This window comes from Shewanella nanhaiensis, assembly GCF_019457885.1.
Lineage (GTDB): Bacteria > Pseudomonadota > Gammaproteobacteria > Enterobacterales > Shewanellaceae > Shewanella > Shewanella nanhaiensis.
The window spans coordinates 162,213-175,046 of record NZ_JAHZST010000010.1; the positions used below are offsets into that span (position 1 = coordinate 162,213).

The following is a 12,834-nucleotide window of genomic DNA, read 5'->3' on the forward strand; positions in this document are numbered from 1 at the left end:
TTTAATCATGAGAGATAAAGATTATTTCCTCTTGGAAATAATCTTTTATTATCAGGAAAAAGTCACTCCCCATTAACGGTGTTTTAGCCATGGCTTTAAGTCACGATCCCAATAAGCGGGTTGGCCAAAATGGCTGCGAAGAAACTCTATAATAACTCTAAACTTTGCAGGAAGGTGTTTACGTTTAGGGTAAACCGCATAAACAGGCAGTTTCTGCTCGGTCTGCCACTTTGGCAGTAGTGGGATCAATTTCCCCTGTTGAAATTCATCAGTAAGTAGATAAGTGGCAAGATGCCCTATTCCATGACCAGAGATGACTCTGTCACGAACCGCTTCGGAGAGATCGATACGAAAATTACCATTGACCTGCACATCCACAACCTCATCTCCCTGAGTAAACGTCCAATTATCATAACTGCGGCTCTTACTATGGTAGATAACACAGTTATGCTCAACCAGATCTTGCGGATGCTCAGGAACCCCATGACTCAACAGATACTCTGGGGATGCGACTAAAACAAAACCAGTATGCGCGAGTCGCTGGGCAACATAGCCATCATGGATCTTCTCCTGATTAGTGATCCAGATATCTAAAGACTCCTTCACCATATCGGTTACATGATCAAATAGGGTTAACTCAAATATCAGCTCAGGATACTCTTGTTGAAGCAGCTCCAGTGCCGGAATGATATGCAAGGTACCAAAAGATTGCGGTAAACCTAGTTTAACCGTGCCGGAGATATCATCTCTGGCATCGAGCATATTGGCACCAGCATCATGCATCAGATCGAACATCTGCTCACAATACAGGGCAAAACGTTTGCCAGCATCGGTAAACGTTAAGGTTCGTGTGGTTCGCTGCACAAGCTGCAAGTTAAGCTCAGCTTCGAGCGCCCCAAGCTGCTTACTCACATAGGAGGTAGATGTGTTTAACTGCTTAGCCGCCAACGTAAAGCTGCCTGTCATCACTAGCGTATGAAAAACAATCATTTGACTGGCACGATGTTGTATCACAGAAACGGACTCCCAGCACAAAATCCCTATTCTACCATCTAGCTTAGCCATCAATAATATGATCTCCTAAATTAGATCACATTATTGCTAAAAAGAGTTAAATCAAGAGGCGTTAAATAGGCTCTTGCTATCAAACCCGCGGCACCTTACTATCAGCTGCAAAAGAGAGGCCCCTTGGTGGCTGAGTTTAATTTAAGGATCCTTACACCTTGAAAAACTTTGATTTTAACTTGCTCACCGTACTGGAAGTGCTGCTTGAAGAGAAAAGTGTCACCTCAGCAGCGGCCCGCTTGCATTTAAGCCAGTCAGCCGTCAGTAAACAGCTAGCCAGATTACGGGACACCTTCGATGATAAGCTGTTTGAACGTACATCACATGGGCTAAGGCCCACACCTAAAGCGTTAGCACTGGCCCCAGAGTTACGTCAGGTACTCAATCAAGTTTCCCAACTTACCCGCCCCAGTGATTTTGAACCTCAGCTGAGTCAGAGAAAGTTCCGTATCCATATGGTAGAGACCGCCTACTCGCTCACTTATCCCTATTTCATGCCGGAGCTTTTGCAGCAAGCCCCAAAAATTAAGTTAGATAGCCAAACTTGGCACCATGACAGTATGGAGATGCTACTGCGTTGTGAGGTCGATTTAGGGATAGCATGTCGAGAGTGGGATAATCGATCGCTAATGCATATTAAGAATATACCCGATGAGTTGGAGTATGTTGAACTACTCAGAGATCACCCTATCTGCTTAGTGAGTAATCATCACCCGCTGCTCAAGGAAGCATGGAACTTAGACACATTTTTAAAATATCGCCATCTGCAGGTCACCTTTGGCGGCATCGAACACTGGCTTTTAGATGATGTACTTAAGTTATCCCACCTTGACCGTGATATCGCAGTCAACATGAGTGACTTTACTAGCGCAATGCAACTGTGTGAGCAAAGTGAACTACTCCTGTGTTGTCCCGCAAAATATGCCTCCCAAATGAGCCAGAATTACGCCCTCACCACGTTAGCCGTACCAACAGATCTAATCCCCGGTGCTTACGTGCTATTTTGGCATAAACACTTTAATCTCGATCTTAGCCATGCTTGGTTAAGGAAGTTGATAGCCACTCGCACAATTGCCCATCATCAGGCTAATCCGCTTACCGATATTCCCTAGCCTTAAATGCTCAACACTGTTAAGCCACAAAAAAAGCCAACAGCATGCTGTTGGCTTTTTAGTCTGTGATACCGAGCAACTGTTTCTAGAAGCCAGATACACCTTTCATGTCAGGAAGGTGATGTGCTATCCCCTTATGACAATCGATACAGGTCTTTTCACCACTTGCCAGCGATGTTGAGTGCATCTTAGCTGCACGGCTCGACTGACGAGTAAAGTCCATATAGTCGAAGTTATGGCAGTTTCGACACTCAAGCGAGTCATTGGCCTTCAATCGTGCCCACTCATGTTCAGCGAGCTCACGACGCTTAGCCTCAAACTTATCACGGGTATTAATGGTACCAAATATCTTACCCCATACCTCTTTCGATGCTTGCATCTTACGAGCAATCTTATCGGTCCAGTTATGTGGCACGTGACAATCTGGGCAAGTCGCTCTTACGCCACTTCGGTTAGTGAAATGGATAGTTGTTTTGAGCTCCTCATAAACATTATTTTCCATCTCATGACAACCGATACAGAAGGCTTCTTGGTTGGTTACTTCAAGGGCGGTGTTAAATCCCCCCCAGAAGATCACACCAGCGACGAAGCCACCTAAGGTCAGAAATCCTAAGCTATAATGCACACTCGGCTTTCTGAGCACCGTCCAACCCTTTTTCAGGATAGAGAGTAGTTTAGCTATCATATCTGCTCCTAGTGCTTAGCTTTCTTATTAGAGTCAGCTTCAATCAAATGATCCATATCTACAAAATCATTTTCAACCAACAACTTAGCTTCAAGTTGCGGAACGTGACACTGGGTACAGAAATAACGGCGTGGTGACAGGGTCGCCAAGAAGTTATTTTCTCTGTCCATATAGTGAGTCACACTCACCATAGGCGCTTGAGAATCTGTGGTTTGTTTACGGTCATGACATGCCATGCACTTGTTCACCTTCAGATCCACTTGGTAACCATCAATTTTATGAGGGATCACCGGTGGCTGCATCGGGTAGTTTCTTGACTGTTTAACGTCAGTATTGCTCACCTTCTGCATGGCAGGTGGTGTTGGTTCGACATTTAATGGCGCTTCACGAAGCGTCGCAATCTTCACATCAGAGACAGCATCGGCTGCCACAGCTGAACCTGTGAAGATAGCAAATGAGCAACTCATTAAAGCGGCGATAGAGACTAATTTTACTGTTTTCATGGTATGGCTCCTTACGCTTTAACGATTTTAACGGCACATTTCTTAAAGTCGGTCTGCTTTGACAATGGATCTGTCGCATCAAGGGTGACTTTATTAATGAGCTGGCTCGCATCGAACCAAGGAACGAACACTAGACCAACAGGTGGTTTATTACGGCCACGGGTCTCAACTCTTGTCTTAATCTCACCACGACGAGAGATAACCTTAACCTCATCACCGCGTCGCAACCCACGCTTTTTGGCATCATCGGGATGCATAAAGCAGACTGCGTCAGGGAAGGCTTTATAAAGCTCAGGGACACGTTGGGTCATAGAGCCTGAATGCCAGTGCTCTAGCACTCGACCCGTAGATAACCAGATATCGTACTCTTCATCTGGAGACTCTGGCGGCGCTTCATAGGGTAGAGCGAAGATCACTGCGCGGCCATCTGGCTTACCGTAGAACTCAAACCCTTTACCTGGTTTCACGTAAGGATCAGAACCTTCACGGAAACGCCATTTAGTCTCTTTACCATTGACCACAGGCCAGCGCAGACCGTGGACCTCATGATAGGTTTCAAATGGCGCAAGGTCATGGGCATGACCACGGCCAAAAGTGGCATACTCTTCAAACAAGCCCTTTTGAACATAATAGCCAAAGTGCTGAGCTTCTTCGTTCATAAACTTAGGATCGGTTTGCTCAAGCGGGAACTTATCTACATTGCCATTTTGATAAAGTACTTCAAATAGTGTCTTACCTTTAAATTCAGGGTTAGCCGCTAATACATCTTTTGGCCACACTTCATCGGTAGTAAAACGTTTAGAGAACTCCATCAACTGCCAAAGATCAGAGCGAGACTCACCTGGCGCTTTCACCATCTGATGCCAGAACTGTGTACGGCGCTCAGCATTACCATAAGCCCCCTCTTTCTCTACCCACATGGCTGTCGGCAAAATAAGATCCGCAGCTTGAGTAGTCACAGTTGGGTAAGCATCGGATACAACGATGAAGTTTTCAGGGTTACGGTAACCAGGTAGTCCCTCTTCGTTGATGTTAGGACCCGCCTGCATATTGTTGTTCACCTGCACCCAATAAGCGTTGATATCACCATCTTTTAGACGGCGATTCTGCTCAACAGCGTGGTAACCAGGTTTTGGTGGAATAACGCCTGCTGGAATTTTCCAAATCTTCTCTGCAATCGCTCTATGCTTAGGGTTTGCAACAACCATATCGGCAGGTAGACGGTGTGAGAAAGTCCCCACTTCACGTGCGGTACCACAAGCTGAAGGCTGACCCGTTAATGAGAACGGGCTGTTACCTGGCGTCGAGATCTTACCCGTTAACAGGTGAATGTTGTAAATAAGGTTATTACACCAGACTCCACGCGTATGCTGATTGACACCCATGGTCCAGAAAGAGGTGACCTTAGTATCTGGATCGGCATACATCTTAGCAAGCTCAATCAACTTATCTTCAGGCACACCTGAGAGTTTGCTAACTGACTCAACATCAAAGTCAGCAACGAACTTCTTAAACGCTTCAAAATCAATTGGCGTAGATTTACCCGCCGTCTTAACATTCTTAGCTTTTTGCTGTAGCGGGTGAGAAGGTCGTAGGCCATAACCGATATCGGTTTCACCCTGGCGGAAATTAACGTGTTTGTTAACAAAATCCCAATTAACTTTATCGTTTTGAATAATGTAGTTGGCGATAAAGTTAAGTATTGCTAGATCGGTATTTGGTGTAAAAATAATACCCAGATCGGCCAGATCAAAAGATCTGTGTTCAAACGTTGAAAGCACAGAAACATTCACATGGGGCGCACTTAAACGGCGATCTGTCACTCGACTCCAGAGGATCGGGTGCATCTCTGCCATGTTAGAGCCCCAAAGCACGAATGCATCAGCCGCTTCCATATCATCATAACAGCCCATCGGCTCATCGATACCGAAGGTACGCATAAAGCCACCTACCGCAGATGCCATACAGTGGCGAGCGTTAGGGTCGATATTATTTGAAGCAAAACCTGCCTTCATTAGTTTAGAGGCAGCATAGCCTTCCCACACTGTCCATTGGCCCGAACCAAACATGCCGATGGCAGTCGGTCCCTTCTCTTTAATGGTTTTTTTCCACTTTTGAGCCATAGTGTCGAATGCTGTATCCCAAGAGATGGGCGTAAACTCACCATTCTTGTCATACTTGCCATCTGTCATACGCAACATCGGTGTCTGAAGTCGATCTCGCCCATACATGATTTTGGATAGGAAGTAGCCTTTAATGCAGTTAAGGCCCTTGTTGACTTCACTCTCAGCATCACCATGTGTAGCAACGACTTTACCGTCACGGGTTGCCACAATCACAGAACAACCAGTTCCACAGAAACGACAAGGTGCCTTGTTCCACTCAAGTTTTGTTTCAGCCGAACTGGTAATTAGGTTGCTTGCGGTAGCAGGCAAAGCTAATCCAGCGACGCTTGCAGCGGTTATCGCTGCATTGGCTTTCATAAACTCACGTCTGTTCATCTTCATTTTTCGCCCTCTTCAAGCACTTCACTTTGGTGGTACACCATGGCCGCTGATAACACACCAGGAATGGCATTAATGGTTTCAATATCTGTCATCAATGATTTCTGAGAGTCACCTTCGAGTACAACAACCAGCTTCACCTCGTTGTTGACCGACAGTTCTGCATTATTCATCTCAATAATGCGCTCTCTTACGGCAGTCATCTGCTCAGGTTGAACCTGTAATACCAGGCTTGTTACGTGAAGTTCATTGCTCATTAAATATCACTCATTTTTATTGTTTATTTGAACTTTTATTTTCTATCCAGCACCTGGTGGACCAGCAATAATTTGAGTAAACCAGATGGCAAAACCTAGTCCGGAAACCAAAATAACTGATAGTAAAGGAGCGAGAAAAACGGTAAGAAAGATAAAGATTTTCAACTCTAAACTTTTCTCTTCTGAAGCTGTGGAACTCATAAGTCCTCCAACGTGGGGGGGTAAACCCGGCACATGGTGAGCCATATAGATCAGACTCATTATTTGACGGTTAATGTCTAGTGTATTTATCAAACTGTTAACTTATTTAAAATAGTAACGTTTATAAGAGCTCAAGCTGTATACCTCTAACTTGGTAAAGCCGATACAGTTTGATCTCTGTCACCATTTCGACACAAAACACCACATAGATCAACAAATACACCCTCATATTTTAGCTTAAAAATCAAACATTCAAATAATAACCATGATCTAGAACAAGTTTTGTTAAATTTACAGTCATTAACACGCCCTAACAGAAGATTAAGCGACTGTAAATATACAGCTAAATGGTTAGTTCTTACTGAGCTATGCCTGTACAAAAAAACATCAAACAAGTGTTGAAGGCTAATTATAGGCTTAAGTAAATAGCAGATGAGATGAATAAAGGGACAGGGTAAATTTGAGGTAATAAAAAAGCGCAGTGTAGGCTGCGCTTTAAACGATAAATGAAGGTGATACCAATCAGTATTAAATAGAGTTAACTCTCTTTAATACGGTTCAATATCCGTTTTTCAGAGATAGGATAGGCAGTACCTAACACTTGGGCAAAGCAGGAGACACGGTACTCCTCTATCATCCATCTCGCATCTAGCAGAGCTTCAGGTATTGCATTCGATCGTGGCACCTTGCCCAGCTGCTCCTCAAGGGCATTTTGAACATTGTTAATGCTATGCATATGCAAGCGATCTCGGTTTGGGTCGATAGGCAGTTTATCCAAACGATTGTCCACCGCTTTTAGGTAACGCGCCATATCAGCCAGTCTTCTCCAACCACAACCTTCAACAAAGCCCTTATAAACCAACTTATCCAGTTGGGTCTGAATATCACTCATGGCAAAGGCGATATCTAAGCTTATCTTGCCTTTGAGTCGCTTCTTTATCTTCTGATACAGGGTCAAGATCTCTTCAACCTTGAGTGCTAATTTTGCCGCAGTTGGATTAAGCTCCTGCCTAACCCACTCTTTGGCAACTTCAAAATCAGCTTCATTGCGCACGTTCAATGCTTTCTCATCCAGCAGTTGCTGAACCGCGGCAGCGAGTATGTCATCAATTAAGATCTGCACCTGACCAAAAGGGTTAAAATACATCGCAAGTTTGGCCTTGTTAGGCAAGGTCTTTTGCAGGTGCTTAACCGGTGATGGCATATTGATCAGCAGCAGACGCTGCAAGCCACCACGATGAGAGCGAAGCGCTTCATTTTCGTCATCAAATAGTTTGATCGAAACACTCTCTTTGTCATCAACCAACGCAGGAAATGCCTTAACTTCGAAGTTACCTTTCTTCTGCTGGAACTGGTTTGGCAGATCACCAAAGGACCACTGGGTTAGTTCAGATTTTTCGATACCAGAATCTGCCACTTTACGAATAGCTTGGGAAACCTGCCCCTGCAAGCTCGCTTTTAACACCTCAATGTCACGGCCTTGAGCAACCAACTTCCCCTTGTCACCCTCTACTTTAAAGTTCATCAGAAGATGTTTAGTTAGCTGACTCTGATCGAAGTCCTCTGGGTTAACCCGAGTTCCACTCATGCGCAGAAGCTGTTTACACATGGCTTCAACTAAACTCATCTCAAACGGCTTCATCGCTTGTAAACAGGCTTTGGCGTAATCAGGGGCAGGGACAAAGTTACGTCTGATAGATTTCGGTAAGGATTTGATAAGCGCAATACACTTCTCCTCCCTCAGACCTGGAACCTGCCAGTCAAAATCCACATTCTCTATCTGATTTAACAGGGCTACAGGCACGTGAATGGCAACGCCATCATCGTCAGCAGAGGGTTCAAAATGGTAACTGACCGATAGCTTTAGGTTCCCTTGATGCCAAAAATCAGGGAAATCTAAAGCTGAGATATGTGAATCTCCACGCTGCATCAACTGTTCACGTTCAAAATCCAGCAGATCTGGATTTTGTTTGCGCTCACGCTTCCACCAGCTAAAGAACTTAGGCGCGTTGTAGATACCTTCAGGTATTTTAGGCTCATAGAAGTCCACCAACGCCTGTTCATCGACTAAAATGTCACGGCGACGAGACTTATGCTCTAGAGCTTCAACTTCCTGCAGTAAGTTACGATTCTTAATAAAAAACGACTCATTTGTCCGCAGCTCCCCCTCTGCAAGGGCGCTGCGAATAAATATCTCTCGCGCTTCAACTGGATTAACTGGCCCATATTGGGTTTTACGTCTGTTGACTACCATCAAGCCATATAGCAACTGATTTTCTAAGGCAACCACACTGCCCTGCTTTGCTTCAAAATGCGGTTCGAGGTAGTTTTTCTTGATCAAATGACCCGCTAAAGGCTCAATCCACTCCGGCTGAATTTTGGCGCAGCAACGAGCGAACAGACGGGATGTCTCAGTAAGCTCCGCCGCCATGATCCATTTAGGCCCTTTCTTGGCCAAAGGGGAACCTGGAAACACAAAGAACTTTCGATTACGAGCACCTAAATACTCATTGTCTTTATCTTTAAAACCAACATGGCTCAAAAGGCCTGTTAATAAGGATTTATGCAGCAGTTCATAATCGGCTGGCTCACTATTAAGACGCCATTTAAGATCATGCACAGCTTGTTTTAACTGAGTATAAAGGTCTTGCCACTCTCGCACTCTCAAATAGGCAAGAAACTCCTTCTTACACTGTTTTCTAAACTGGCTGGATGAGTGTTGCTTCTGTAGTGACTTGATGTGATCCCATAAATTCACATAGGAGACAAAATCTGAATCTTTATCACTGTGCTTCTTGTGAGCCTCATCACTGGCCTGCTTTTTATCCATAGGCCGCTCACGGGGGTCTTGGATAGAGAGCGCCGAGGTAATGACGAGTGCTTCATGCAAACAACCATTTTGATTCGCCTGAATCACCATACGCGCTAAACGAGGATCCACTGGGATCGTGGCCAGTTGGCGGCCCAAGGCGGTTAACGCCAAACGTCCTTTACTCTTAGTCACAGCCTCAAGTTCCTCAAGCAGAAGCGAGCCGTCTTGGATATAGCGCTGATCTGGTGGCTGAATAAAGGGGAAAGAGCCAATATCACCTAAACCAATCGATAGCATCTTCAAAATAACTGACGCTAAGTTAGTACGTAAAATCTCAGGATCGGTAAATTCAGGACGATTAATAAAATCATCCTCGCCATAGAGACGTATACAGATCCCAGGCGCGACACGGCCACATCGACCCTGTCTCTGATTCGCACTGGCTTGAGAGATAGGCTCAATCGGCAGACGCTGCACCTTAGTGCGATAACTATATCGACTGATGCGCGCTGTACCGGGATCGATAACATAACGGATCCCAGGGACAGTTAACGATGTTTCAGCAACGTTGGTGGCTAACACTATTCGTCGCCCCACGTGGCTCTTAAACACCTTTGACTGTTCGCCATAGGAGAGACGCGCATAGAGAGGCAAAATTTCGGTATCGCGGTATTGGCGTCGATTAAGCTGATCGGCGACATCGCGGATCTCTCGTTCGCCGTTCATAAAAATAAGAATGTCCCCAGGACCCTCTTTGGTTAGCTCATCAACCGCTTCAAAAATCCCCTCGGTGAGATCAAGATCTTCATCGCTGTCGCGAACTAAGGGGCGAAAACGGGTCTCAACCGGGTAAGTTCGACCGGACACCTCAATAATAGGTGCATCGCCAAAATGCTGTGAAAACTTATCAAGATCGATAGTGGCTGAAGTGATGATCACCTTAAGGTCAGGACGACGCTTCAGAACACTTTTAAGATAGCCTAAAATAAAGTCGATATTCAGGCTTCGCTCATGTGCTTCATCGATAATGATGGTGTCATACTGATCTAGAAACTTATCATTGGACAGCTCAGCCAACAAAATACCGTCGGTCATTAACTTGATGTAGGAGTCATGGTTAATGGCGTCGGCAAATCTTACTTTAAAGCCTACGGCTTCACCTAAAGGACTATTAAGCTCGTCCGCGACACGGGTGGCAACACTTCTTGCTGCGAGTCGTCGAGGCTGAGTATGACCAATAAGGCCACGGCAGCCCAAGCCTAGCTCGAGACAGATTTTTGGTAACTGAGTGGTTTTACCCGACCCTGTTTCCCCTGCGATGATCACCACCTGATTACCCGCAATGGCGCGGGCTATCTCTTCACGTTTTTGCGAAATTGGTAGACCTTCAGGATAACTGATCTCTGGACGGGCTTGACGGCGCTTCTCTACCTTCTCAAATGCTTCAACGGCTTGCTTTTCAAGCTTTTCAAGATTGGCACGCTTCTTATCAGAATCGACCTCTTTATTTAGCCTATAGAGACGACGCTTAATTTTGGAGGCATCTGCTTGATAGCAAAGATTAAGGTAAGCGTTTGATAGAGGATGTTGTTGCGAACTCAAGACCAGATCCCACTTTTAAAAACAAAAAAGGGATCCTAGCAAGGAACAGGCGCTAATGGTATGGAAAATTAGCCTAGTCGTAAAAATAGAAAGAGATGACCTTTATCGACTCAAGAGTAGACGACGTAACAGTTTCGCCCAGCAAGTTTAGCGTCACAGAGCGCCTTATCAACCTGCTTTAAAAAAACATTGGCGCTCATCCCTTGCTCCCACACAGTGATCCCCTGCGACAGCGTCGTCCACCCACTTAGGGGGGAGTCTGGGTGCAACATTTTTGCCTCTTTAAGTTTTGTTTGTACTTTTTTGGCAATTCTAACCGCCGACTCTAATCCTGTGTCCGGTAGCAGTATTGCAAACTCTTCACCACCATATCTGGCAAGCATATCATCGGGCCTCTGAATACAGCCCTGTATGAGGTTAGCAATATCGATTAGGCACAGATCCCCAGCTTGATGGCCCACACTCTGGTTATAACGTTTAAAATGATCCACATCCAATAAGATCATACTCAAAGGTTTACCGCACCGTTTAGCCCGCTTAATCTCAATATTGAGTCTGTCATCGAGATATTTGCGGTTGCTTATCCCAGTCAGGCCATCTCGCATGGCTAAGTTTTCTAATTTTGACAACAGTAATGTATTCTCATGTTGACTGGCTAGCCCATCATAAAAATGTTGAGCGAACGAAACTCGGCAATGATTTAGCACAAAGCTTACGGTCAGGTAGCTCCCAAGAAACATCAAGATATCTTCATTTCGAATATAGAGATGCATGGTAATCATGGACAAGCAGACAAACAGCAAGCCACTGTAGAAAAATCGGCTATTGGGATAAAAACAGGTCAGTAAAGAGATCGACAAGGTAAAAGCAATAAAGTCCACATATGGCCAGAACTCATCACCGACCGCAATTAAGCCCAGCATTAGCAGTAACCAGGCAAACAAGATAAAAAACAGATTGATGTAGGCGAGTTTTAGATCGTCATAGTTAAACTTTTTGATGGTGATGCGAAGATAGGAAGCGGCAAAGACTGCACCACTCACACCAAAGACTATCTGCAGGTAGTCCCTGTTGGCATTAGTGTCGACTTTCAATAGGCTAATAACGGCAATAAAGAGAAAAAAGATACATGAAAAGTGCACAAACCAGCCAAATCCCCTCACTATTTCAGCGTTGGCTTGTACAATTAATGCTTCATTAAGACGTATCACTTCTCTTTGTTTCATAGAAGAAAAGCTTAGTCCAAGGGCGTCAGAAGTAAAGTGAGCTTAGCCTAATGACAAGCATTATAAGTGCCAAATTCACTTTCACTTTTTAACAAGAGATCCCCTTTATACTGGCGCTAGATAACACTGCTGCATATAGATATTAATCGCATTAAGCACATTGGTTCGATTAATCGTCCCAACAACCTTACCCTCTTCGACCACTGGGTAAACCTTAGGCTTAGGTCCGAGCATCTGCTCCGCCAGTTTTAGGATACTATCTTCAGGCGACACCCAAAGTACGTCACTGCGCATGCAATCACTCACCGTCGCCACAAGATCGCAATGGTAACTACTTTTAAGCATCACAGACATGCAGTCTTGCTGGGAGAGAAAGCCAATTAAGTGTCCAGCGTCATCCACCACTGGCGCCCCAAGTTTATTTCTGTCTAATAACGCATCAACAGCAGTCGCTAAATTCATATCTGCAGTTAGTAGTACTGGTTGACGATCCATATGCTCGGTAATTTTTATAGAATCCATAATCTTCCCCTATGAAAATAATAAACCCAGTCTACCTAACCTATTAAATATCTGAACACAAAACAACCGATAGCTCTAATCTAAATTACCGTAAGCCTATATTTAGTGGCTCAATCAACTTTTGTCACCTAGCATTAAAAATATCAATTGTCTGCATATATCTCCTACTCATCCCCCTCTTTTTAGCATTATTTACTGAAACACACTGATAACAAAGTGGGACATTTTGTCCTAATGCATCTATTTTTTTTGATCTAGCTCATGTTGTTACTTGAGGTTCTCTACCTAGCTCAATTAGCCTGTTTAAGCTTGATTTATGTCAATAATTGGAAATTTTTAAAGCAT

10 protein-coding genes are annotated in these 12,834 nt (G+C 44.6%); 1 reads left to right on the top strand and 9 read right to left on the bottom strand.

Translation table 11 applies throughout. The annotated features are described in order from the left end of the window. Positions 1-72 precede the first annotated feature (72 nt). Positions 73-1,014, bottom strand: a complete 942-nt coding sequence (locus tag K0625_RS14740) for a LysR family transcriptional regulator (RefSeq protein WP_220110417.1) — start codon at positions 1,012-1,014, stop codon at positions 73-75. A gap of 209 nt (positions 1,015-1,223) precedes the next feature. On the opposite strand from K0625_RS14740, the gene K0625_RS14745 reads away from it, so the two are divergent. Continuing rightward, the gene (locus tag K0625_RS14745) at positions 1,224-2,177 is read left to right on the top strand and encodes a LysR family transcriptional regulator (RefSeq protein ID WP_220110385.1); all 954 of its coding nucleotides are present in this window, start codon (positions 1,224-1,226) and stop codon (positions 2,175-2,177) included. Between the two features lie 85 nt (positions 2,178-2,262). Here K0625_RS14745 and K0625_RS14750 read toward each other — a convergent pair whose 3' ends face one another. The 8 genes from K0625_RS14750 to K0625_RS14785 form a co-directional block, all read right to left on the bottom strand. Continuing rightward, a complete protein-coding gene (locus K0625_RS14750; RefSeq protein WP_220110386.1) occupies positions 2,263-2,862 on the bottom strand; it encodes a cytochrome c3 family protein in 600 nt (199 codons plus the stop codon). Positions 2,863-2,870: 8 nt separating this feature from the next. Further along, a complete protein-coding gene (locus K0625_RS14755) occupies positions 2,871-3,365 on the bottom strand; it encodes a nitrate reductase cytochrome c-type subunit (RefSeq protein ID WP_220110387.1) in 495 nt (164 codons plus the stop codon). A gap of 11 nt (positions 3,366-3,376) precedes the next feature. Then, entirely contained in the window at positions 3,377-5,866 is a 2,490-nt protein-coding gene (napA, locus tag K0625_RS14760; protein ID WP_220110418.1) for a nitrate reductase catalytic subunit NapA, read from the bottom strand. A 2-nt stretch (positions 5,867-5,868) separates the two neighbouring features. Beyond that, the gene (locus K0625_RS14765) at positions 5,869-6,126 is read right to left on the bottom strand and encodes a chaperone NapD (protein WP_220110388.1); all 258 of its coding nucleotides are present in this window, start codon (positions 6,124-6,126) and stop codon (positions 5,869-5,871) included. 42 nt (positions 6,127-6,168) lie between these two features. Further along, on the bottom strand, positions 6,169-6,327 hold the full coding sequence (locus K0625_RS14770; RefSeq protein WP_220110389.1) for a periplasmic nitrate reductase, NapE protein: 159 nt from the start codon (positions 6,325-6,327) through the stop codon (positions 6,169-6,171). A 538-nt stretch (positions 6,328-6,865) separates the two neighbouring features. After that, complete coding sequence (hrpA, locus tag K0625_RS14775; RefSeq protein WP_438944507.1) at positions 6,866-10,741, bottom strand: ATP-dependent RNA helicase HrpA; 3,876 nt, start codon at positions 10,739-10,741, stop codon at positions 6,866-6,868. Positions 10,742-10,851: 110 nt separating this feature from the next. Then, positions 10,852-11,967, bottom strand: a complete 1,116-nt coding sequence (locus K0625_RS14780; RefSeq protein WP_220110390.1) for a GGDEF domain-containing protein — start codon at positions 11,965-11,967, stop codon at positions 10,852-10,854. Between the two features lie 105 nt (positions 11,968-12,072). Continuing rightward, complete coding sequence (locus K0625_RS14785) at positions 12,073-12,489, bottom strand: CBS domain-containing protein (protein WP_220110391.1); 417 nt, start codon at positions 12,487-12,489, stop codon at positions 12,073-12,075. Positions 12,490-12,834 lie beyond the last annotated feature (345 nt).